The organism is Streptomyces sp. NBC_01092 (assembly GCF_045039535.1).
GTDB lineage: Bacteria > Actinomycetota > Actinomycetes > Streptomycetales > Streptomycetaceae > Streptomyces.
The window spans coordinates 10,013,713-10,039,905 of the sequence record NZ_CP108659.1 but is presented as its reverse complement, the minus strand read 5'-3'; the positions used below and the strand labels follow the sequence as shown (position 1 = coordinate 10,039,905).

2 protein-coding genes are annotated in these 26,193 nt (G+C 73.1%); both read right to left on the bottom strand.

Going from position 1 to position 26,193, the window contains the following annotated elements:
• Positions 1-70 precede the first annotated feature (70 nt).
• Positions 71-8,686, bottom strand: a complete 8,616-nt coding sequence (locus OG254_RS44565) for a type I polyketide synthase (RefSeq protein ID WP_405595568.1) — start codon at positions 8,684-8,686, stop codon at positions 71-73.
• On the bottom strand, positions 8,683-26,181 hold the full coding sequence (locus OG254_RS44560) for a type I polyketide synthase (protein WP_405593451.1): 17,499 nt from the start codon (positions 26,179-26,181) through the stop codon (positions 8,683-8,685). The genes OG254_RS44565 and OG254_RS44560 overlap by 4 nt, the downstream gene beginning before the upstream one ends.
• Between the last annotated feature and the right edge of the window lie 12 nt (positions 26,182-26,193).

Genomic DNA, 26,193 nt, shown 5'->3' with positions numbered 1-26,193 from the left:
GGGCACACCCGGGTCTGCCGGTCGAACGCCGAGGGCCGCCGCGCACACCGCGTGGCGGCCCTCGGCGTGTTCAGCGCTCCAGCAGCCAGGCGTGCACGGCGCGAGCCGTGGTGTCGACGTCGCGGTCCAGCAGGCTGACGTGGGTGCCGGGTACCTCCACCGCCTCGTGCGGCAGCGGCCAGGTCGGCCGGTCGGCGCCCAGCAGCAGGGCGGGGTCGTGTTCGGCGGCGGCCACGAACAGGGTGCTCGGCGTGTCGGCGGCCGGCGCGGGCCGCCAGCGGTCGAACAGGCGGCCGTAGTGGGCGGTCGCGGTGAGCTGGTCGGCGTCGACCGGGACGTCGGGGAAGTCGCGCATGAGCCGGCAGGAGGTGGCGACCATGGCGAGCGCGAGGTTCTCGTCGGGCGTCTCCGGCGAGTCGAGCAGCACCACGGCCCGCGGCGCCGCGCCCGCCTCGGCCAGCACTGCGGCCAGGAGGTGGGCCTGCCAGCCGCCGGAGGAGTAGCCGACGAGGGTGAGCGGCTTGTCCCCGAAGGCGTCGAGGACGGCCTCCGCCTGCCGGGCGGCGGCGGCTTCAGGGCTGTCGGGCAGGGGCTCGCCGGGCGCGTAGCCCGGCGCGGGCAGCACCCAGACGTCGCGGGTGCCGTGCAGGGCGGCGGCGAACCGGGAGTACTGATACGCGGTGGCGGGTGCGACCAGGGACGGCAGACACAGCAGGGCCTCGCCCTCGGTGCCGGTGGCGAGCCGGACCGGCCGGGGTCCGGGGGCCGTCGCGCCGGGCCGCGCGTCCGGGCCGACCGCCCGGCCGGACGAGGTGTCCGGCAGGCCGAACCCCGGCCGCATCGCGGCCGCGAGGTGCAGCACGTCCAGCCCCTTGTCGTACTGCTCCCGCTCGAAGGCGTACCGCACCAGCGCGGTCACCGAGTCGGTGGGTACGGCCGACTGCCCCTGCCCGACGGCCAGTTCATCCACGAGGTGGGCGGCGAGGGCGCGTGCTGTGGCGTGCTCGTAGAGGGCGGAGGTCGGCAGCCGCACACCGCCGGCGCGGCTGACACGGTTGCCGAGGTCGGCGAGCGACAGGGATGTGAAGCCGAGTTCGAGGAACCGCTGCGTCCCGCCGACCTCATCGGTGTCGGTGTGCCCGAGGACCTGGGCCACCTGGGCGAGGACGAGCTCAAGGACGGCGCTCTCGCGCTCGGCCGGGGGCATCCGGCGGAGGCGGTCGGCGGGCGAGGAGAGGGACGACGCCTCGGGTTCGAAGGTGGACAGGGACTCGGGACCGGCGGGCGAGGCCGCCTCCCGCGGGGCCTCAGGGATGCCGAGGAAGCTCATCGCGCCGTTCTCACCGGCACGGTCGGGCAGCCAGTAACGCCGGCGCCGGAAGGCGTACGTCGGCAGGTCCACCCGGCGCGCGCCGGTCCCGGCGAACACGGCCCCCCAGTCCACGTCCGTGCCGTGGACGAAGATCTCGGCGAGGGCGGTGAGCAGCGCTGCGACCTCCGCCCGGTCGCGGCGCAACACGCTCACTGCGACGGTGGCCTCGACCGGCGCCTGAGCGCTGAGGACCGGATCCGGGCCGATCTCCAACAGCCGACCGACCCCTTGGCCGGCGGTGGCGGTGGTGATCGCGTCATGGAAGCGCACGGGCTTGACGATCTGGTCCGTCCAATAGCGCGCGGTGGTCCAGTCACCGTCCCGCAGCGCCTGCCCGGTGACGGTGCTGACGGCGGGCACGGTCGCCGTGCGGTAGGCGATGCCGTCGGCCACGGAGGCGAAGTCGTCCAGGACCGGCTTCATCAGGGGCGAGTGGAAGGCATGGCTGACGCGGAGCCGTTTCGTACGGCAGCCACGGTCGTGGAACGTGGCGAGCACGGCTTCGACGGCGCTTTCCGCACCCGACACCACGACTGACCGCGGCCCGTTCACGGCGGCGATCGCCACCTCCCCGCCCAACACCGGGGCGACTTCCTCCTCGGCGGCCTCGATCGCGGCCATCGCGCCACCCTCGGGAAGGGCCTGCATCAACCGCGCCCGAGCCGCCACCAGCCGTACCGCATCAGGGAGTTCGAAGACCCCGGCCGCATACGCAGCCGCAAACTCGCCCACCGAGTGGCCGACGACGCAGTCGGGCTCGGTCCCCCAGGAGCGCAGCAGCTCCACCAGGGACACCTGTACGGCGAAGAGTGCCGCCTGCGCATAGCCCGTACGGTCCAGCAGCGCGGCCTGCGTCGAGTCCTCCGGCGCGAAGACCGCGGCCCGTACGCCCGTGGTGAAGCCGGCGGCACCGTCGAACTCCCCGTCGAGGTGCGCGCACACCTCGTCGAAGGTCCTGGCGAACACGGGGAACCGGGCGTACAACTCCCTTCCCATTCCCGGGCGTTGACTGCCCTGGCCGGTGAACAACCACGCCGTGCCACCCTCGGTGACGGTGCCGCTGATGATGTCCGGGGTCGGCGTCCCGGCGCTGAAAGAGGTGAGGGCGGCGGCCAGCGTTCGGGTGTCGGGGCCGAGGGCAACGGCTCGGTGGGTCAGGTCGGCACGGGTGGTGGCCAGCGAGTAGCCGATGTCCTGTGCCGAGTGGTCATCGGTGAGCGCTGCGGCGAGGCGGGCGGCCTGCTGGGTCAGCGACTCGGGTCGGTGGGCGGACAGCACCCAGGGGACCGGCCGGAGCGAGGAGTCGGATGCGGGCAGCTCCGACTGCTCCGGCTCAGGGGCTTCTTCGAGGATGACGTGGGCGTTGGTTCCGCTGATCCCGAACGCCGAGACACCCGCCCGCCTCGGCCGCTCCCCACGCGGCCACACCCGCGACTCCGTCAGCAGACGGACCTGCCCCGCGTCCCAGTCCACGTGCGAGGAAGGCCGGTCCACGTGGAGCGTGGCGGGCAGGGACTCCCGCTGCATCGCCAGCACCATCTTCATCACCCCGGCAACACCGGCCGCAGCCTGCGTGTGCCCGAGATTCGACTTCACCGACCCCAGCCACAACGGCCCGTCCGTGCGTTCCTGACCGTAGGTGGCGAGCAAGGCCTGCGCCTCGATCGGGTCGCCGAGCGCCGTACCCGTGCCGTGCGCCTCGACAACGTCGACGTCGGCGGCGGAGATTCGGGCGGTCTTCAATGCCTGGCGGATGACGCGCTGCTGGGAAGGGCCATTCGGCGCCGTCAGCCCATTCGACGCACCATCCTGGTTGACGGCCGAACCCCGCACCACCGCCAACACCGAATGCCCATTGCGGCGCGCATCGGAAAGCCGCTCCAGAACCAGAATCCCGGCGCCCTCACCCCACACCGTCCCATCCGCACCCTCACCGAACGCCTTGCACCGACCATCCACCGCAAGACCACGCTGACGCGAAAACTCAACAAACGCAGCAGGCGACGACATCACCGTCACCCCACCCGCCAACGCCACCCCACACTCACCCGAACGCAACGCACCCACCGCCAGATGAAGCGCCACCAACGCCGACGAACACGCCGTGTCCACCGTCACCGCCGGACCCTCCAACCCCAACGCATACGCCACCCGCCCCGACATCACACTCGCCGCAGACCCCGTCCCCACAAACCCCTCAACCCCACCAAAACCACCCCCCGACGCCAACAAATAATCCTGACCATTCGTCCCCACAAACACACCCGACACCGACCCCCGCACCGACACCGGATCCACACCAGCCCGCTCCAACGCCTCCCACGACACCTCCAACAACAACCGCTGCTGCGGATCCATCGCCAACGCCTCACGCGGCGAAATACCAAACAACCCCGCATCAAAATCCGCCACACCCGACACAAACCCACCCGCATTCACATAGGAAGTCCCGGAATGCTCGGGGTCGGGGTGGTAAAGGCGCTCGATGTCCCAGCCACGGTCCTCGGGAAACGAGGACACACCGTCACGGCCGGCCGCGAGCATCTCCCACAGCTCCTCCGGAGACGACACACCACCGGGGAAACGACAGGCCATCCCCACAATCGCGACGGCGTCGTCGTCGAGGGCGTCTGCGGTGTCGGAGCCCGGGGCGGTCTCGTGCGACGCGATGTCTGCGTCGTCGCCGGGGAGTTGGGCGCGGAGGTGGGCCGCGAGGGCGGCGGGGGTCGGGTGGTCGTAGACGAGGGTGGCGGGCAGCCGCAGCCTGGTCGCGGCGCCGAGGCGATTGCGCAGTTCCACCGAGGTGAGGGAGTCGAAGCCCAGGTCGTTGAAGGGGCGGTCGGCGGCGATCGCGGCGGCGGAGCTGTGCCCGAGGACCTCGGCGACGGTGGCCCGTACGTGGGCGAGGACGAGCCGTTCCCGTTCCGCGGGCGCGCGGCCGTGCAGGGCGGTGGCGAGTTCGCCGCCGCCTGCCGTGGCGTGCTCGGGGCCCTGGGCGGCGCGGGCGTTCTGCTGGGCGGGCGCGGTGAGTTCGCGCAGGAGTGAGCCGTGGCGGGCGTAGGCGGTGGTCTCGGCGAAGCGGGCCCAGTCGGCGTCGAGGACGGTGGCGCAGGTGCGGTCGTCGTCGAGGATGCGGGCGAGCGCGTCGAGGGCGGTATCGGGGGTGAGCGGGCGGATGCCGAGTCGGGCCAGGTGTGTGGTGACAACGGGGTCGGCGGCCATGCCGTCGCCCGCCCAGGGGCCCCAGGCGACGGACGTGGCCGGCAGGCCGAGAGCCCGGCGGTGCTGGGCGAGCGCGTCGAGGTGGGCGTTGGCGGCGGCGTAGGCGGCCTGGCCCGCGTTGCCGGTGACGCCGGCCGTGGACGAGAACAGGACGAAGGCGTCGAGGTCGCGGTCGGCAGTGAGTTCGTGCAGGTGCCGGGCGGCACCGGCCTTCGCGGCGAGGACACGCGCCAGCCGCTCGGGGGTGAGGTCGGCGGCGAGGCCGTCGTCGAGGATGCCCGCGGCGTGGACGACGACGGTGGGCGGGTGGGCGTCCAGGAGGCCGGCGAGGGCGGTGCGGTCGGCCACGTCGCAGGCGGCGAGCGTGACGTCGGCGTCACGTGCGCTCAGCTCATCACGCAGTTCCCCGGCGCCGGGGGCGTCGGCGCCGCGCCGCGAGACCAGGACGACGTGCTCGATGCCCTGGTCGACGAGCCAGTGGGCGATATGGCGGCCGAGCGCGCCGGTGCCTCCGGTGACGAGGGCTGTGCCGTGGAAGCGGGTGCTGTGCGGTTGTCCGCCCGGTGTGGCGGGCTGTCCGCTCGCGCTGGTGTCGCGTACGAGGCGTGCCGCGAGGATTCCGGTGGGGCGCAGGGCGAGTTGGTCCTCGTCGCCGGGCGCGGCCAGCAGCCGCGCGAGGCGCTGCGGCTCGTCGTCGTGCGGTTGCGCGGACAGGTCGAGCAGGCCGCCCCAGCGGTCGGGCTGTTCGAGGGCGAGCGTGCGGCCCAGGCCCCAGACGGCGGCCTCGTCGGGCCGGGCCGGGGTGTCTCCCGCGCCCACCGACTGCGCGGACCGAGTGGCGCACCACAGGCGGGCGGCCGGGGCGCTGTCCGAGAGGGCCTGCCACAGGGCGAGCACGGCACCCGGCGACGGCACCAGGACCAGGGCATGGGTGGGCTCGTGTCCGGTGGCGCGGATACGGTCCGCGAGGTCGGCACGGGTGTCGGTGGCGGCGACGTTGATCAGGTCGGCCTCGGCGCCGGCCTGGCGCAGGGCTGCCGCGATGTCCTCACCGGCCGGGTCGGCCGTGGCCACCAGCCAGCGGCCCGGCAGGGCGGCCGGGTCGGCGTCGAGGCGGGCGGGCCGCCAGCGGACGCGGTAGCGGCGGGCCGCCTGTTCCAGGTCCCGGCGGCCTTGCCGGCGCCAGGCGGACAGCGCGGGGACGAGGGTGTCGAGGGCTTCGTCGCCGGACACGCCCAGCCGCTCGGCGAGTGCGTCGGCCTCGCCCCGCTCCACGAGATCCCAGAAGCGTGCCTCGACTCCGTCGGGGCCGGTTTCCGTGCCCCTCTCCGCTACGGCGTGGTCGGGCAGCCAGTACCGCTCGCGGCTGAACGCGTAGGTGGGCAGGTCCACCCGCCGCGCGCCCGTGCCCTCGAAGAGCGGGGCCCAACGGACGTCGGCGCCACGGACGTACAGGTCGGCGACGGCGGTCAGGAGGGCCTGCGGCTCCGGCTGTCCACCGCGCAGGGTGGCCACCGCGGCGTGTCCGGCCTCCCGGGCGAGCGCGGTGAGGACGGGGTCGGGGCCGATCTCCAGGAGCCGGACGGCTCCCTGGGGGCCGGTGACGGTGGTGAGCGCGTCGTGGAACCGTACGGGCCGGCGGACCTGTTCGATCCAGTACGTCGGAGTCGTCCAGTCCACGTCCCCGAGGACCGCGCCGGTGAGGGTGCTGACGGCGGGCACGGTCGGCGTGCGGTAGGTGACACCGGCCGCCACGGTGGTGTACTCGGCGAGCATCGGTTCCATCAGGGGCGAGTGGAAGGCGTGGCTGACCCGCAGTCGCTTCGTACGGCAGCCACGGTCGTGGAACGTGGCGAGCACGGCTTCGACGGCGCTTTCCGCACCCGACACCACGACGGACCGCGGCCCGTTCACGGCGGCGATCGCCACGTCCCCGTCCAGCACCCGGGCGACTTCCTCCTCGGAGGCCTCGATCGCGGCCATCGCGCCGCCCTCGGGAAGGGCCTGCATCAACCTCGCCCGAGCCGCCACCAGCCGTACCGCATCGGGGAGTTCGAAGACCCCGGCCGCATACGCAGCCGCGAACTCGCCGACCGAGTGGCCCAGCACGCAGTCCGGTCGCATGCCCCAGGACCGCAGGAGGGCGATGAGGGCCACTTGCAGGGCGAACAGGGCGGGTTGGGCGTGGCCGGTGCGGGCCAGGGTCTCCGGTTCACCGGTGAACATGATCTCGCGCAGGGGAAGGTGGCCGGGTTCGTCCGCGCCGAGCTCGGCGTCCAGGAGGTCGCAGACCTCGTCCAGCGCGCGACGGAACTCCGGGAACCGGTCGTGGAGTTCGCGCCCCATGCCCGGGCGCTGGCTGCCCTGCCCGGTGAACGCCCATGCCGTACGCCCCTTGAGGGCCTGCCCGGTGACGACCGCCGGGTGCTGCTCGCCATCCGCCAGGGCACGGACGCCTCGGCTCAGCTCGTCGAGGCCGGGTCCGAGGACGACGGCTCGGTAGGGCAGCACGGCACGGGTGGTGGCGAGCGAGCGGCCGAGGTCGGCCGGGGATGCCGGGGATGCCGGGTTCGCGAGCAGGTGCGCGGCGAGGCGGCCCGCCTGCGCGCGAAGACTGTCGGCGTCACGTCCGGACAACAGCCAGGGGACGAGCGGGAGCTGAGCATCGGATGCGGGCTTCGCGGCTTCTTCAGCCGGGGCTTCTTCGAGGATGACGTGGGCGTTGGTTCCACTGATCCCGAACGCCGAGACACCCGCCCGCCGCGCGCGCTCCCCACGCAGCCACACCCGCGACTCCGTCAGCAGACGGACCTGCCCCGCGTCCCAGTCCACATGCGACGAAGGCCGATCCACATACAACGTCGCCGGCAACGACTCCCGCTGCATCGCCAGCACCATCTTCATCACCCCGGCAACACCGGCCGCAGCCTGCGTGTGCCCGAGATTCGACTTCACCGACCCCAGCCACAACGGCCCGTCGGCGCGTTCCCGACCATAGGTGGCTAGCAGCGCCTGCGCCTCGATCGGATCCCCCAGCGCCGTGCCCGTGCCATGCGCCTCGACCACATCCACATCCGCGGCCGAAACTCCGGCATTTCGGAGGGCCTGGCGGATGACGCGCTGCTGGGAAGGGCCATTCGGCGCGGTCAGCCCATTCGACGCACCATCCTGATTGACCGCACTCCCCCGCACCACCGCCAACACCGAATGCCCATTGCGGCGCGCATCGGAAAGCCGCTCCAGAACCAGAATCCCGGCGCCCTCACCCCACACCGTCCCATCCGCACCCTCACCGAACGCCTTGCACCGACCATCCACCGCAAGACCACGCTGACGCGAAAACTCAACAAACGCAGCAGGCGACGACATCACCGTCACCCCACCCGCCAACGCCACCCCACACTCACCCGAACGCAACGCACCCACCGCCAGATGAAGCGCCACCAACGCCGACGAACACGCCGTGTCCACCGTCACCGCCGGACCCTCCAACCCCAACGCATACGCCACCCGCCCCGACATCACACTCGCCGCAGACCCCGTCCCCACAAACCCCTCAACCCCACCAAAACCACCCCCCGACGCCAACAAATAATCCTGACCATTCGTCCCCACAAACACACCCGACACCGACCCCCGCACCGACACCGGATCCACACCAGCCCGCTCCAACGCCTCCCACGACACCTCCAACAACAACCGCTGCTGCGGATCCATCGCCAACGCCTCACGCGGCGAAATACCAAACAACCCCGCATCAAAATCCGCCACACCCGACACAAACCCACCCGCGTTCGCGTAAGTACGGCCCGGCTTTCCGGGAACGGGGTCGTAAAGGTCGTCGATGTCCCAGCCACGGTCGTCGGGGAAGGGGGACACACCGTCACGGCCGGCCGCGAGCATCTCCCACAGCTCCTCCGGAGACGACACAGCACCGGGGAAACGGCAGGCCATCCCCACGATCGCGATGGGTTCGCGGGAGGCCGCGACGAGTTGGCGGTTGCGCTTCTTCAGCGTCTCGGTCTCCTCCAGGGACTTCCTCAGGGCCTGGACGACCTTTTCGTACGGTGCGCTCATCGATGCCTCTGTCAGTCTCGTGGGTCGGAGTCGAAGCCGAAGTCGTCGTCGGCCGCGGGGTCGGCTGCGTCGGTGGCGTCGGTCGTGTCGCCGAGTGCCAGGTTCACGAGGTCGTCGACGGCGAGGTCGGCGATGACGGTGTCCTCGTCGGGGGTGTCGCCGGACCAGATGGCGCCCTCGTCCTCGGCTCGCCGTTCCGCTTCCTCGGCCTCCGTGAGCAGGGTGCGCAGGCCGGGCAGGAGACCGGCGTCCCGCAGCCGGCTGAGCGGGGCTGCCGCGAGCAGGCGGCGCAGGCGTGCCTCGTCGAGGTCGGTCAGGTCCTGCGGGGAGGTGTCCGCGGTGTCGTCCGGGAACAGTTCGGTGTGGAAGTGGCGGGCGAGGGCGGCCGGGGTGGGGTGGTCGAAGACGAGGGTCGTCGCGAGGCGGAGCCCGGTCGCGGCCATCAGCTGGTTGCGCAGGTCGACGGCCGTGAGCGAGTCGAAGCCGAAGTCCTTGAAGGCACGGTCGGCGTCGATGGCGGCGGGCGTCTCGTGGCCGAGCACCGCGGCGACCCGGGACTGGACGAAGTCGCCCAGGGCGCGCTCGCGTTCGCCGGGCGGCAGGGCGCGCAGCCGTGCGACAAGTTCGCCGGCCTCGGAGGCCGTCGTACCGGTGCCGTTGCGCGTGGCGGTCGTCGCGTCGGGGAGGTCGGCGAGCAGGGCGCTGGGCCGGGCCAGGGCGAACGCGGTCGCGAAGCGGTCCCAGGCGACGTCCAGTACGGCGGTGCAGGGGCGGTCGTCGGCGAGGATCTGGTCGAGGGCAGTGAGTGCGCGCTCGGGCGGCAGGGGACGCAGCCCGGAGCGGCGGATGCGTTCCTCGGCGGCCCGGTCGGCCGCCATGCCGTCGCCCGCCCAGGGGCCCCATGCCACGGACGTGCCCGGCAGGCCGAGGGCCCGGCGGTGTTGCGCGAGCGCGTCGAGGTGGGCGTTGGCGGCGGCGTAGGCGGCCTGGCCGGCGTTGCCGAGGACGCCGGTCACGGAGGCGAACAGGACGAAGAGCCCGAGGTCCTGGTCGGCGGTCAGTTCGTGGAGCAGGTCGGCCGCGCGGGCCTTGGCGGCGAGGGCGTCGGCGAGGTGGCGTGGGGTGAGGTCGGCGAGGACGCCGCCTGCGGGGATGCCTGCCGCGTGCACGATGCCGGTCAGCGGGGTGTCCTCGGGGACCTCGTCGATCAACGCACGGATCCCGTCGGGGTCGGTGAGGTCGCAGGCGGCCAGGGTGACGCGGGCGCCGAGCGCGGCGAGTTCGTCGCGCAGTTCGGTGGCGCCGGGGGCGTCGGCGCCGCGCCGGGAGGCGAGCAGCAGATGCCGGGCGCCCCGTTCGGCGAGCCGTCGGGCGACCTGCCGGCCGAGGGCTCCGGTGCCGCCGGTGATCAGTACGGTGCCGTTCAGGCCGTTCACCGGGGGCTCGTCGGGGTGGACGGTGCCGGGGTTCTCGTCCCGTACGAAGCGTGCGGCGAAGACGCCGCCCGCGCGGACGGCGAGCTGGTCCTCGGACCAGGTGGTGGAGCGGCCGTGGGCGAGGAGCTGGGCGAGCCGGGTCAGGTCCCGGTGCCCCGGCCGGACCGGCAGGTCGGCCAACCCGCCCCAGATGTCGGGGTGTTCGAGGGCGAGGCTGCGGCCGAGCCCCCACACCTGTGCCTGGGCGGGGTGCTGGAGGGCGTCTCCGGTGCCGACGGACACCGCGGACCGGGTCGCGCACCACAGCGGCGCACCGGTCCCGGCGGCGTCGGCCCACGCCTGGGCGAGCAGCAGGGTCAGCCCGGTCGCGGCGGGCGGCTGCCCGTCGCCCCCGGACCGCCGCGCCTGGTGGCCGTCCGCCGAGGGCTGGTTCTCCGCCCAGGCGAGGAGGGAGAGCGCGCCGTCCGGGGCCAGTTCGCGGATCCGGGCGGCGAGCGCCGTGCGGCTGTCGTGGCTGCCGAGGGTCAGGACGGTGATCCGGGCGCCGGCGTCCCGCAGGGCCTGCGCGCATTGCTCGACGAAGCCGTCCTGGTCGGCCGTCGTCTGCTCGGGGGCGACGACCAGCCAGTTGCCGGTGAGCGTGGCGGCCGGTACGCCGACCGGCTTCCAGGTGACCGTGTAGCGCCAGGCGGCGAGTTCGGACGCCTCGCTCTGCCGTCGGCGCCAGTCGGACAGCACCGGCAGCAGGGAGCCGAGGGATGTGTCCGCGCTGACGCCGAGCCGGTCGGCGAGCGCGGCGGGGTCGCCGCCGTCGACGAGGCTCCAGAATCCGGCGTCGGTGCCGTGCTGCCGGACGGCGGCCGGTCGCTGTGCCCGGCGGTCGCGCAGCCAGTAGCGGCGGCGCTGGAAGGCGTAGGTGGGCAGCTCGACGCGTGCGGCGGCCCCGTCGTCGGTGGGGTCGGCGGCTGCCGTGACGGCGGCCCAGTCGGTCCGCATGCCGCGGACGAAGAGGTCGGCCACGGCCGTGAGCAGGGTCTCGGCCTCGGGACGGCCGGACCGCAGGGCGGCCGCCGCGGTGACGCGCCCGTCGGAGGCGGATCGCGCGAGCGCGGTGAGGACCGGGTCGGGGCCGAGCTCCAGGAGCCGGGTCGCGCCGAACTCACCCGTGGCGAGGGCGAGGGCGTCGTGGAAGCGCACCGGGCGGCGCACCTGGTCCACCCAGTACGCGGCGGACGCCCACTGCGTCGTGACGGACTCGCCCGTGGCGGTGCTCACGACGGGGGTCGTCGGCCGACGGTAGGCGATCGTCTCGGCGACGGTGGCGAATTCGGCGAGCATCGGGTCCATCAGCGGTGAGTGGAAGGCGTGGCTGACCCGCAGCCGGGACACCCTGCGCCCCTGTCCGCGCGCCACGTCCATCGCCTCGACGACGAGTTCCGCGTCACCGGACACCACCACGGACGAGGGCCCGTTGACGACGGCGACGGCGATCTGGCCGCTGCCGGTCAGCTCCTTCAGCAGCTCCGTCACCTCGGCCTCGCCGCCCTCCACGGCGGCCATCGCCCCGCCTTCCGGCAGGGCCTGCATCAGGCGCGCCCGGGCGGCGACCAGCCGTACCGCGTCCGGGAGTTCGAAGACCCCGGCGGCGTACGCGGCCGCCAGCTCGCCCACCGAATGCCCGAGCACGAGATCCGGACGGACGCCCCAGGACCTGAGCAGTTCGACGAGGGCCACTTGCAGGGCGAAGAGTGCCGACTGCGCGTATCCGGTGGCGTCGAGCGGGTTCGTGTCGTCCTGCCGCTCGTCGGGTTCGGCGAGCAGCATCTCCCGCAGCGGATGCGTGAACCCGGCTTCCGGCCCGAGTTCGGCTTCGAGCAGCTCGCACACGGCATCCAGGGCCTGCGCGAACACCGGGTAGGCGGCATGGAGTTCCCGCCCCATGCCGGCGCGCTGGCTGCCCTGCCCGGTGAACATCCACGCCGTACGACCCTCACCGACGGAGCCGGTCACGACCGTGGCACGGCCGCCCGCGGGGACGCGGTCGGCAGCCAACGCGTCCAGGCCGGACCGCAGTCGGTCGAGGTCGGCGCCGAGTACGACGGCACGGTGGTCCAGTACGGCACGGGTCGTCGCGAGCGCGTGCGCCACGTCGCCGGGGGCCGGCTCGTCCGAGGAGGCGAGGACGCCCGACAGCCGGGCCGCCTGGGCCCGGGTCGCCCGGTCGGTACGGCCGGACACCACCCAGGGCACGAGCACGGAACCGGGAGCGTCTCCCCCGGCCCCGGCGCCCCGCGTGCCGCCCGGCACCCGTCCGCTCACGCTCTCGCCCTCGGGGGCCTCTTCGAGGATGACGTGCGCGTTCGTCCCGCTGATGCCGAAGGAGGACACACCGGCCCGGCGCGGATGTCCGCCGGCCTCCCAGTCCCGGGGCTCGGTGAGCAGCCGTACCGCTCCGGACTCCCAGTCGATGTGCTCGGAGGGCCGGTCGACGTGCAGGGTCCGCGGCAGGTGGCGCCGCTGGAGCGCCATGACCATCTTGATGACGCTCGCCGCGGCCGCCCCCGCCTGGGCATGCCCGATGTTCGACTTGACCGACCCGAGCCACAGCGGCTCGTCGTCGGTCCGCGCCTGACCGTACGTCGCCAGCAGGGCCTGCGCCTCGATGGGGTCGCCGAGCCGGGTGCCGGTGCCGTGCGCCTCGACCACGTCGACCTCGGAGGGCGCGACACGGGCCGCCTTCAGCGCCTGGCGGATCACCCGCTGCTGCGACGGTCCGTTGGGCGCGGTGAGCCCGTTGGAGGCCCCGTCCTGATTGACGGCACTGCCCCGCACCACCGCCAGCACCGGATGGTTGTTGCGGCGGGCGTCGGACAGCCGCTCCAGGACGAGCATGCCGCCGCCCTCGCTCCAGCCGGTCCCGTCGGCGCTGTCGGCGAAGGACTTGCAGCGCCCGTCCCCGGCCAGCCCGCCCTGCCGCGCGAACTCCAGGAACATGCCCGGCGTCGCCATCACCGTCGCTCCACCGGCCAGGGCCATGTCGCACTCGCCGGCCCGCAGGGCCTGGGCGGCCAGATGCAGGGCGACCAGGGCCGACGAGCAGGCCGTGTCCACCGACACGGCGGGCCCCTCCAGCCCGAACACATACGACAGACGGCCCGACGCCACACTCGGCGTGCTGCCGGTCAGCAGATAGCCGTCGGTCTCCGGGTCCGCGTCGTCGTCCTCCTGACCGCTGGCGTACCCGTTCGCGGACACGCCCGCGTACACACCGGTCGCCGAACCCTGCAGGGACAGCGGGTCGATGCCGGCGCGCTCCAGGGCCTCCCAGGCGGTCTCCAGGAGCAGCCGCTGCTGGGGGTCCATGGCGAGGGCCTCACGCGGTGAGATCCCGAACAGTTCGGCGTCGAACTCCGTCGCACCGTCGACGAATCCGCCGACCGCCGCCACACCCTCCAGCGTCCTCATGTTCCAGCCGCGGTCGAGCGGGAACGGCGTGATGCCGTCGCCGCCCGCCGCCACCAACTCCCAGAGCGCTTCGGGGGACTCCACGCCGCCGGGGTAGCGGCAGCCCATGCCGATCACGGCGATGGGCTCGTCGGCAGGTACGCCGCCACGGTCCGCCGTCCGGTCGACGCTCCCGTCGTCCGACGTACCGACGAGCTGCTCCCGCAGGGACGCGGCCAGCCCGGCCGGCGTCGGGTGGTCGAAGATGACGGTCACCGGAAGCGTGATGCCGGTGGCGGAGCCGAGGCGGTTGCGCAGGTCGACCGCGGTCAGCGAGTCGAACCCGAGGTCCTTGAAGGCGCGGGAGGCATCGATCGACCCCGCGGACGCATGCCCGAGCACCGCGGCCACCTGAGTCTGCACCAGGTCCAGCAGCTCACGCTCCTGCTCCTCTACGGACAGTTCCCGCAGCCGTCCGGCCAGGGCACCGCCGGTCGCGGTCAGCCCGGCGGCACGGCGTCGACGCTCGGCGGCCGGCACGACACCTTGGAGGATGCCGGGAAGGCTGTCACGCACGGCTGCCAGGGCGGCGGTACGCAGGGCTACGGGGACGGCGTTCGGCTCGTTCACGACCAGCGCGGTATCCAGCAACGCCAAACCCTCCGCCGTCTCCAGCGGCGGGAAGCCCTGCCGCGCGAGCCGCTCAAGCTCCGGTCCGCCCAGCGTGCCGCCCATACCGTCGGCGGTCGCCCACATACCCCAGGCCAGCGATACGGCGGGGAGTCCCTGGGCTCGGCGGGTGGTGGCGAGGGCGTCGAGGATGTTGTTCGCGGCGGAGTAGGCGGCCTGTCCGGCGTTGCCCACGACACCCGCGAACGAAGAAAAGAGAACGAAGGCCGACAGATCACGATCCGCCGTCAACTCATGCAGATGCAGCGCCGATTCGGCCTTCGCGGCCATCACACCCGCCAACCGCTCCGGGCTCAGATCGGCGACCAGGCCGTCGTCGAGGACGCCCGCTGCGTGCACCACACCGGACAGGTCGACGCCGTCGAGCACGGCGCCCAGCGCCGCACGGTCAGCCACATCACACGCCCGCACCTGGATGCGGGCACCCAACTCCTGGAGTTCTGCTGCGAGTTCGGGGGCGCCCGGAGCATCGGGGCCGCGCCGGGAGACGAGAAGCAGGTCCCGTACCCCGTGCTCGATGACCAGATGCCGAGCGACCTCCGCACCCAGCCCACCGGTCCCGCCCGTGATCAGCACCGTGCCCTCGGAGCCCCACGGCGACGGCACCCGCAGCACCACCTTGCCGACGTGCTTGGCCTGCCCCAGCAGGCGGAACGCCTCCGGGGCACGTGAGATCCCGTACGCGGTGACCGGGACGGGCCGCAGGGCGCCGTCCTCGAACAGGTTCAGCAGCGCCGCGAACATCTCGGCGATGCGGTCGGGGCCGGCGTCGATGAGGTCGAAGGCGGTGTAGTCGATGCCGTGCTCGGCCCGCACCTCCTCGGCATCGCGGATGTCGGTCTTGCCCATCTCCACGAACCGGCCACCCGGCCGCACGAGCCGCAACGACGCATCCACGAACTCACCGGCCAGCGAGTCCAGGACCACATCCACGCCCGGCTGGAACCGCTCTTCGAACTCGGTCGTGCGGGAGGAGGCGATCCGCTCATCCGGGATCCCGAGGTCGCGCACGACCGGCCACTTCGGCTCACTCGCCGTTCCGTACACCTCGGCACCCAGGTGCCGGGCGAGTTGTACGGCCGCCGTCCCGACGCCACCGGCGGCGGAGTGGATCAGCACCGACTCCCCCGCCTCCAGACCGGCGAGATCCACCAGGGCGTAGTAGGCCGTCAGGAACACAATCGGCACAGACGCCGCCTGCTCGAACGACCATCCCTCCGGCACCCTCGTCAGCAACCGGGCGTCGGTGACAGCCGTCGGCGCGAACGCCCCGTCCAGCAAGCCCATCACCCGGTCACCGACCACCAGATCGGTGACCTCCTCGCCGACCTCGACGACGACACCGGCACCTTCGTGGCCGAGTCGACCGGCGTCGCCCGGATACATCCCGAGGACGTTCAGTACGTCACGGAAGTTGACGCCGGCGGCCCGGACACCGACACGGACCTCGCCGGGGCCGAGGGCTCGCGCCCCTTCGGGAACCAGCCCGACGCCGTCCAGCCGTCCCTGAGCCACCACGTCCATGCGCCACTGGGCGCCCACACCCATCGGCGGTACCAGCACCCCGCCCGACGTCATCCGCACCATCCGCGGCACCCACACCTGGCCGTTCCGCAGGGCGACCTGGTGGTCGTCGATGCCGGTGGCGGCCAGGCGGTAGGACGCGGGGGCGTCGTCGACGTCGACGAGGGCGAAGCGGCCGGGGTGCTCGTTCATGGCGGAGCGCACCAGTCCCCAGACGCCGGCGCCGCCCACATCGGGGGTCTCGCCGTCCCGTACGGCCACGGCTCCGTTGGTCACGACCACCAGGCGTGCGCCGGCGAATCGCTCCTCGGCGGTCCACTCCCGGACGGCCGCCAGGACCTCGGTCACCCCGGCGGGCCCCGCCCCTCGGCAGACCGGGAGCAGGACGGTCCCGGGGACGTCGCCGCCGCAGGGGGCGAGGGCGAGTCCGGCCTCGTGCCAGGCCTCGGTGTCGTCCGGCACTCGCAGGACGGTCACCGGGCCGGCGATGCCGGCGGGAGCCTCGACGGTGGTGGGCACGGCCGGGGCCGGCGTCCACTCCACGCGGTAGAGATGCTCCGCGCCGGTGGCGGCAGCGCCGGCTGCGAACTGGGCCGGCGACGCCGGGCGCAGCAGCAGTGACTCGACGGCGGCGACGGGTGCGCCCGTGGCGTCGGCGACGTGGAGGGCGTAGGTGCCGGAGCCGCGCGGGACGATCCGGACGCGTACGAGGCTCGCGCCGACGGCGTGGCAGGACACTCCGGTCCAGGCGAACGGCAACAGGGCACCCTGCTGTTCGTCCGTGCGCAGAGCGAGGGCGTGCAGCACCGAGTCAAGCAGCGCCGGGTGCAGTCCGAAGGCGGTCGCGTCACTCGCCGCCCCTTCGGGCAGCGCGGCCTCGACGTACAGTTCCTCGCCCCGGGCCCATACCTGCCGCAGGCCGCGGAATGCGCTGCCGTAGCGCAGGCCCGTCTCGGCCAGCCGGTCGTACAGCCCGGTCATGTCGACCGGTGCGGCATCCGTGGGAGGCCAGGTCCGCAACTCCACGGACTGGACGGGTGCCTTGCCGCCGCTCACCGTGCCCTCGGCGTGCAGGGTCCAGGTGGAGTCGTCCTCGGTGCGGTCCGGACGGGCGTACAGGCGCAGCGGGCGGGCGCCCATGTCGTCGGGGGCGTCGAGGGCGATCTGTATCTGGACGGCGCCCTGCTCGGGGAGGACCAGCGGGGCCTGGAGGGTCAGTTCGTCCACGCGGTCACAGTCGACGCGGTCGGCCGCCGCCAGGGCAAGTTCGACCAGTGCCGTGCCCGGTACGACGACGGCCTCGCCCACGACGTGGTCCGCGAGCCACGGTGCGGCGGCCGTCGACAGCCGCGCCGTCAGCAGGACCGCGTCCGACCCGGCCACGGGGACGGCCGCGCCGAGCAACGGGTGGTCGGCGGCCTTGAGCCCGAGGCCACGCGCATCTCCGCCCGAGCCCGCGTCGCGCAGCCAGTACCGCTCACGCTGGAACGCGTACGTCGGCAGCGCCGTCCGTACGGCACCGCTGCCCTCGAACACGGCCGGCCAGTGGACGGCGGTGCCCCGGACGTACAACTCGGCGACGGCACGCAGTACGGTCTCCGCCTCGGGCAGGTTCCTGCGCAGCGCGGACAGCGCGAACGCCGGTTCCACCAGGGCGGACAGCACGGGGTCGGGGCCGACTTCGAGCAGGCGTACGGCGCCGAGGTCGTCGATGGCCGTGCGAGCCGCGTCCTGGAAGCGGACGGCCTCGCGCACCTGGCGCACCCAGTAGCCGGGGGTGGTCCAGTCACCGTCGGCGAGCGCCGCGCCGGTCAGGGTGCTGACGGCGGGCAGCGTCGGTCGACGGTAGGTGATCTGCTCGGCGACCGCGGTGAACTCGTCGAGCATCGGCTCCATGAGCGGGGAGTGGAAGGCGTGGGACACGCGCAGGCGGGTGACCCGGCGACCGCGTTCACGCACGGCCGCCATGACCCGCTCGACGCCTTCCTCGGTGCCGGAAACGACCACGGCGGCCGGTCCGTTGACGGCGGCGATCGTCACGTCGTCGGTGGTGAGCAGGTCGGCGAGCTCTGCCTCGTCCGCCTCGACGGCGGCCATCGCACCGCCCTCCGGCAGGGCCTGCATCAACCGCGCCCGGGCCGCCACCAACCGGACCGCGTCAGCGAGTTCGAAGACACCAGCCGTGAAGGCAGCCGCGTATTCGCCGATGGAGTGACCCAGCACCACGTCGGGGCGCAGCCCCCAGGAGTCCAGCAGTGCCACGAGCGCGGTCTCGACGGCGAAGAGGGCCGCCTGTGCGTAGCCGGTGCGGTCGAGGAGGGCGGCCGCCTCGGAGCCGTCGGCGGCGAAGAGAACGGATCGCAGGGGGACGGGGAAGCCGTCGGCGTCGGCGAGTTCCGCTTCCAGCAGGGCTGCGGTCTCGTCGAAGGTGCGGGCGAACTGCGGGTAGACGGCGTGCAGTTCGCGTCCCATGCCGAGCCGCTGGCTGCCCTGGCCCGTGAACATCCACGCGGTACGGCCCTCGGTGACCACGCCGGTCACAGTCGGCCCGGCGAGCCCCGACCGCAGCGCGTCGAGGTCGGGGCCCAGGACAACGGCCCGGTGCTCAAGCGCCGCACGGGACGTGGCCAGGGACAACCCCACGTCGAGCGGGGACAGTTCGGGCCGCTCGGCCAGGAAGGCGGTCAGCCTTTCGGCCTGTGCGTCCAAGGCTTGCTGACTGCGGCCCGACAGCACCCAGGGAACGACCGGCAGCTGGGTCGGGGACTCAGGCCGACGCGGGGAGGGCACCGTCGGGGCTTCTTCGAGGATGACGTGGGCGTTCGTGCCGCTGATGCCGAAGGACGACACACCCGCCCGGCGCGGACGCTCACCCTGCGGCCAGGCCCGCTCCTCACGCAGCAGCTCCACCGCACCCGCCGACCAGTCCACGTGCGAGGACGGCTCATCGACGTGCAGCGTCCGCGGCAGACGTTCACGGCGCAGCGCCATGACCATCTTGACGACGCTTGCCACACCGGCCGCCGCCTGCGCGTGCCCGATGTTCGACTTGATCGAGCCGAGCCACAGCGGCTCGTCATCGGCATGCGCCTGGCCGTACGTCGCCAGCAGCGCCTGCGCCTCGATCGGGTCACCCAGCCGGGTGCCCGTGCCATGCGCTTCGACCGCGTCGACCTCGGAGGCGTCGACTCCCGCGGCGGTCAACGCCTGCCGGATGACGCGCTGTTGCGACGGACCGTTCGGCGCGGTCAGCCCATTGGACGCACCGTCCTGATTGACCGCACTGCCCCGCACGACCGCCAGAACCGAGTGCTTGTTGCGCCGGGCATCGGACAGCCGCTCCAGAACGAGGATGCCCCCGCCCTCGGCCCAGCCCGTCCCATCCGCACCCTCGGCGAACGACTTGCACCGCCCATCATCCGCCAGCCCGCCCTGCCGTGCGAACTCCAGGAAGATGCCCGGCGTCGCCATGACGGTGGCGCCGCCGGCCAGGGCCATGTCGCACTCACCCGAGCGCAACGCCTGGCAGGCCAGATGCAGGGCGACCAGGGCCGACGAGCAAGCCGTGTCCACCGACACCGCGGGCCCCTCCAGCCCGAACACGTACGACAGACGCCCCGACGCCACACTGGGCGTACTGCCGGTCAGCAGATAGCCACCGGTCTCGCCCTGCGGGCTCTGCATGTTCCCGCCGTAGCCGCTCCCGGAGACACCGGCGTAGACGCCTGTCGCGGTACCGCGCAACGATGCCGGATCGATCCCCGCGTCCTCCAACGCCTCCCACGCCGTCTCCAACAGCAACCGCTGCTGCGGATCCATCGCCAACGCCTCACGCGGCGAAATCCCGAACAACTCCGCATCGAACAGCGCCGCACCGTCCACGAAGCCACCGACGGTGGCCAGCCCCTCCAACAACCCAGGGTCCCAACCACGATCCGTCGGCAACCCGGACAACCCGTCCCGGCCCTCCGCGACCAGCTCCCACAACCCCTGAGCGGAATCCGCACCACCCGGGAAACGGCACCCCATCCCCACGATCGCAACCGGCTCGTCAACAGCCGTGCGTGTGCGGCCGCCGACGGCGTCGGCGGCGGACGTGGTGTCCGCCACGCCCAGCAGTTGGGTCTTGAGGAAGCCGGCGAGGGCGGTGGGTGTCGGGTGGTCGAAGACGAGGGTGGCGGGGAGTGTGCTGCCGGTCGCGGAGCCGAGGCGGTTGCGCAGGTCGACGGCGGTCAGCGAGTCGAACCCGAGGTCCTTGAAGGCGCGGGAGGCATCGATCGACCCCGCGGACGCATGCCCGAGCACCGCGGCGACCTGACTCTGCACCAGGTCCAGCAACTGGCGATCCTGCTCCGCTGGCTGGAGCTCGGCCAGCTTGCGAGCGAGGCCCGTGGCAGCCGCTGCCCCCACTTGCCCGGCGGCACGGCGCCGGCGGTCGGCGGCGGGCACGAGACCTTGCAGGATGCCGGGCAGGCTGTCGCGTACGGCCGCCAGGGCGGAGGCGCGCAGGGCGACGGGGACGGTGATCGGCTCGTTCACCAGCAGAGCGGCATCGAGGAGGGCCAGCCCCTCGCCCGTCTCCAACGCCGGGAAACCCTGCCGAGCCATCCGCTCCAGCTCCGCCTCACCCAGCGTCCCGCCCATACCATCGGCGTTCGCCCACATCCCCCACGCCAACGACACGGCGGGGAGTCCCTGGGCTCGGCGGGCGGTGGCGAGGGCGTCGAGGATGTTGTTCGCCGCGGAGTAGGCGGCCTGCCCCGTGTTGCCCACGACACCTGCGAACGACGAGAACAGAACGAAGCCGGACAGGTCACGATCAGCCGTCAACTCATGCAGATGCAAGGCTGATTCGGCCTTGGCGGCCACCACCCGGGAGACACGCTCAACCGACAGATCGGCGATCAGACCGTCATCGAGAACACCGGCCGCATGCACCACGGCACCGAGCTGAACCCCGTCCAGCACGCCGGAAAGCGCCGCACGGTCCGTCACATCACACGCCCGCACCTGGACGCGAGCGCCCAACTCCTCTACCTCAGCCGCGAGTTCGAGGGCGCCCGGAGCATCGGGACCGCGCCGGGAGACGAGAAGCAAGTCCCGTACCCCATGCTCGATCACCAGATGCCGAGCCACCTCCGCACCCAGCCCACCGGTCCCGCCCGTGATCAACACCGTCCCGTCGGAACCCCACGGCGACGGCACCCGCAGCACGACCTTGCCGACGTGCTTGGCCTGACCCAGCAGCCGTAGCGCCTCCGGCGCCCTGGAGATGTCGTACGAGGTCACCTTCACCGGCCGCAGAGCGCCCCGCTCGAACAGCTCCAGCAGGGCGGTCCACATCTCGGCGATGCGGTCGGGGCCGGCGTCCATCAGGTCGAACGAGCGGTACGACACCCCATGTTCGGCCCGCACCTCGTCGGCATCGCGGATGTCGGTCTTACCCATCTCCACGAACCGGCCACTCGGCCGCACGAGCCGCAGCGACGCATCCACGAACTCACCCGCAAGCGAGTCCAGGACCACATCCACACCCGACCGGAACCGCTCCTCGAACTCCGTCGTCCGCGACGAAGCGATCCGCTCATCCGCCACACCCAGCTCACGCACGACCGGCCACTTCGGCTCACTCGCCGTCCCGTACACCTCGCCGCCCAAGTGCTGGGCCAACTGCACGGCCGCCATCCCCACGCCACCGGCAGCGGAGTGGATCAGCACCGACTCCCCCGCCTCCAGACCGGCGAGGTCCACCAAGGCGTAATAGGCAGTCAGGAACACGATCGGCACGGACGCCGCCTGCTCGAACGACCACCCCTCCGGCACCCGCGTCAGCAGTCGCGCGTCGGTGGTAGCCATCGGGCCGAACGCCCCGTCCAGCAAGCCCATCACCCGGTCGCCGACGGCAAGTCCCGTCACGTCCGGCGCGACCTCGACGACCACACCCGCACCCTCGTGCCCGAGCCGGCCGGCGTCTCCCGGATACATCCCGAGGACGTTCAGTACGTCACGGAAGTTGACCCCGGCGGCCCGCACCGCGACCCGCACCTCACCGGCCCGCAACGCACGCGGCTCCTCAGGAACCAACGCCACACCATCCAGCCGGCCCTGAGCCACCACATCCATACGCCAATCGACGCCCACACCCACCGGCGGCACCAGCACCCCGCCCGACGCCATCCGCACCATCCGCGGAACCCACACCCGGCCGTCCCGGAGGGCGACTTGGTCCGTGTCGTCGGTGAGCTGGGCGGCGAGGGTCAGCTTGTCGTCGTCGATGTCGACGAGGGCGAAGCGGCCCGGGTGCTCGTTCATGGCCGAGCGGAGCAGGCCCCAGACGCCGGCGGCGGTCGGGGCGGGGGTCTCCTGGGGTGTCACGGCGACGCCGCCCGCGGTCACGATCACCAGGCGGGAGTCGGCGAACTTCGGCTCGGCGAGCCACTGTTGCACCGCGGTCAGCGTCCCGGCGAGAACGTCCGCGACGGGTCCGTCGGCGATGGGCAGCAGGACTCGGCGCGGGGTGTCGGCCCCGGCGTCGAGGGCGGTGAGCAGGGCGTCCAGGTCGGGGTGGATCGCAGCGGCGTCGAGACCGTGCCGCGAGTCGCCGATGACAGCGATGTCGGCGATGTCGGTCGTCCGGCCGTCAGTGGTGATCGTGTCGCCGGCGGACCACTCCACGCGGTACAGGTGCTCGGGGCCCTGCGGCGTCCGCTGGGCGGCGAGTTCCGTGGTCGAGACGGGGCGCAGCAGGAGGGAGTCGACCGTGGCGACGGGCTCGCCGGTCGCGTCGGCGATCCGCAGGCCGATCTCGCCCTCGCCGCGCATGCGCAGCCGGGCCCGGACCGACGAAGCGCCGACCGCTGTGAGCGTGACGCCGGACCACAGGAACGGCAGGAGTGCGGTCCGGTCGTCGTCGTCGCCGCGCAGGGCGAGGGCGTGCAGGACGGTGTCGAGGAGGGCGGGGTGGAGGCCGAAGGAGGCGGCGTCGTCGGCGACGGGTTCGGGGAGGTTGGCCTCGACGAACCAGTCGTCGGCGGCCCGCCAGACTCGGGTGATGCCGCGGAAGGCGGGGCCGTACTGGAGGCCGACGTCGGTGAGGCGGTCGTAGAGGGCGGCGAGGTCGGCGGGTTCGGCGTCGGCGGGCGGCCAGGCGCGCAGGTTCCAGGGGCCGTCGGTCGTGGCGCGGGCGCTGTCGCTGACCGTGCCGGTGGCGTGCAGGGTCCAGGCCTGTTCGACCTCGGCGTCCTCGGCGCGGGAGTAGAGGCGCACGGTGCGGCGGTCGTCGTCGGTTGCGGCGTCGATGACGATCTGGACCTGGGCGGCGCCCTGCTCGGGGAGGACGAGCGGGGCCTGGAGGGTGAGTTCGTCGAGGCGGTCGCAGTCGACGCGCAGGCCTGCCTGGACGGCGAGTTCGACGAGGGCGGTGCCGGGGACGACGGCGAGTCCGCCGACGAGGTGGTCGGCCAGCCAAGGCGTCGTGGTGAGGGACAGGCGGGCGGTGAGCAGGACGTTGTCCGAGCCGGCCACGGCGACGGCGGCACCCAGCAGCGGGTGCCCGGCGACACCGAGGCCGAGGCCGCGGGCGTCGGTGGCGGGCCGGGTGACGTCGAGCCAGTAGCGGTGGTGCTGGAAGGCGTAGGTGGGCAGGTCGGTGCGGCGGGCGCCGGTGCCGGTGAACACCGCGGCCCAGTCTGCGGCGGCGCCCCGTACGAACATCTCGGCGAGGGCGGTCAGCACCGAGGCGCTCTCGTCGCGGCCCTCGCGCAGGGTGGCCACGGCGGTGGTGTCGGGGTCGGCGCTCTGGACCAGGCCGGTGAGGACGGGGTCCGCGCCGATCTCCAGGAAGCGGGTGACGCCGAGTTCGGTGGTGGCGGTGCGGACGGCGGCGTGGAAGCGTACGGCGTCGCGGACCTGTCGCACCCAGTAGCCGGGGCTCGCCCAGTCGTCGCCGTCGGCGGCCCGTCCGGTGAGGGTGCTGACGGCGGGGACGATCGGGCGGCGGTGGCCGATGTCCGCGACGGTCTCGGCGAACTCGTCGGTCATGGGCGCCATGAGCGGGGAGTGGAAGGCGTGGCTGACGCGCAGGCGGGTGACGCGCAGTTCGCGTTCGCGGGCGGCTTCCATGACCCGTACGACGGCTTGTTCGGTGCCGGAGACGACGACGGCGCGCGGTCCGTTGACGGCGGCGATGACGGCGCCCGGTGCGAGGAGTGCGGTGGCCTCGGTCTCGTCGGCCTCGATCGCGGCCATCGCGCCGCCGTCCGGGAGCGCCTGCATCAGCCGCGCGCGGGCCGCCACCAGCCGTACGGCGTCGGGGAGTTCGAGGGCGCCCGCGGCCTGGGCGGCGACGATCTCGCCGATGGAGTGGCCGATGACGACGTCGGGTTCGGCGCCCCAGCTTCGCAGTAGGGCGACGAGGGCGGCTTCGACGGCGAAGATGGCTGTCTGGGCGTATCCGGTGCGGTCCAGGAGGGCGGCCTGGGGTGTGCCGGGCTCGGCGAGGCACACATCCCGCACGGGCGCGTCGAAGCCGGGGGCGTCGGCGAGTTCGGCGTCGAGCAGGGCGCAGATCTCGTCGAAGGCGCGGGCGTACACGGGATGCGCGGCGTGCAGTTCGCGGCCCATGCCCGGGCGCTGGCTGCCCTGGCCGGTGAACAGCCAGGCGGTACGGCCTTCGGTGACCGTGCCCTTGACGGCGGTCGCGGTGCCGGCGATGGCGGTGACGTCGTCGAGGGCGGCGCGCAGGGCGTCGCGGTCGGGGCCGAGGACGACGGCCCGGTGGTCGAGGACGGCGCGGCCGGTGGCCAGACTGTGGCCGATGTCGAGCGCGGAGGCGTGGGTTCCGGTGACGTGGGCGACGAGGCGTTCGGCCTGGGCGTCCAGGGCGGTGGCGCTGCGCGCGGTCAGGACCCAGGGGATGTGGGGCAGGCCGTGGGGCGCCTGGACGGCGTCGCCGGTGCGGGCTTCGGAGGGGCTTTCGGGAACTTCGGGGCCTTCGGGGCCTTCGAGGGCTTCGGCGACTTCGAGGGCTTCGGCGGCTTCTTCGAGGACGACATGGGCGTTGGTGCCGCTGATGCCGAAGGAGGACACGGCGGCCCTGCGGGGGCGCTCGGTGTCGGGCCAGGGGCGGGACTCGGAGAGGAGGCGTACGGCGCCGGCCGACCAGTCGACGTGGGAGCTGGGCCGGTCCGCGTGCAGGGTCGGCGGCAGATGGCGGGCGCGCATGGCCATGACCATCTTGATGATCCCGGCGACGCCGGCCGCCGCCTGGGTGTGCCCGATGTTGGACTTCACGGAGCCGAGCCAGACGGGGTTCTTCTCGTCCCGTCCCTTGCCGTAGGTGGCGAGCAGGGCCTGCGCCTCGATGGGGTCGCCGAGCCGGGTGCCGGTGCCGTGTGCCTCGACCACGTCCACCTCGGCGGTGGTGAGCCGGGCGGCTTCCAGGGCTCGGCGGATGACGCGCTGCTGTGCGGGGCCGTTGGGCGCGCTGAGGCCGTTGGACGCACCGTCCTGGTTGACGGCGCTGCCCCGGATCACGGCGAGGACCGGGTGGCCGAGGCGCCGGGCCTCGGAGAGGCGCTCCAGGACGAGGACGCCGGCGCCCTCCGCCCAGCCGGTGCCGTCGGCGTCGTCGGCGAACGCCTTGCACCTGCCGTCGCCGGCGAGGCCGCCCTGCCGGGAGAACTCGACGAACGTCGTCGGCGCGGCCATCACCGTCACACCGCCCGCGAGTGCGGTCGCGCACTCTCCGGAGCGCAGCGACTGGCAGGCGAGGTGCAGCGCGACGAGGGACGAGGAGCAGGCGGTGTCGATGGTGACGGCGGGGCCCTCGAAGCCGAAGACGTAGGCGATGCGCCCGGAGAAGACGCTGCCGGCGTTGCCGTTGGCGAGGAACCCGGCGACGTCCTTCGGCACCTCCTGAAGGCGGGAGGCGTAGTCGTGGTACATCAGCCCGGCGAAGACGCCGGTCGCCGAGCCGCGCAGGGACAGCGGGTCGATGCCGGCGCGCTCCAGGGCCTCCCACGACGTCTCCAGCAGCAGCCGCTGCTGCGGGTCCATCGCCAGCGCCTCGCGGGGGCTGATGCCGAACGCCTCCGCGTCGAACTCCGCGGCCTCGTGCAGGAAGCCGCCCTCCCGGGTGGCGGAGGTACCGGCCGCGCGCTCCGCGTCGGCGGCGAAGAGGGCGTCCAGGTCCCAGCCGCGGTCGGTGGGGAACTGCGAGATGCCGTCCCCGCCGCCGCTCACCAGGCCCCACAGGTCCTCCGGCGAGGCGACTGCGCCGGGGTAGCGGCAGCCCATCCCGACGATGGCGATCGGCTCGTGGTCCTTCGCCTCGGCCTCACGCAGGCGAAGGTGGGCGTCCTGGGCGTCGGCGATCGCACGCTTGAGGTATTCGCGGAGCTTTTCCTCGTTCGCCATCTGTTCCTTGTC

Coding starts and splice junctions, on each gene's coding strand:
- OG254_RS44560 (WP_405593451.1), bottom strand. CDS start 26,181: ATGGCGAACGAGGAAAAGCTCCGCGAATACCTCAAGCGTGCGATCGCC.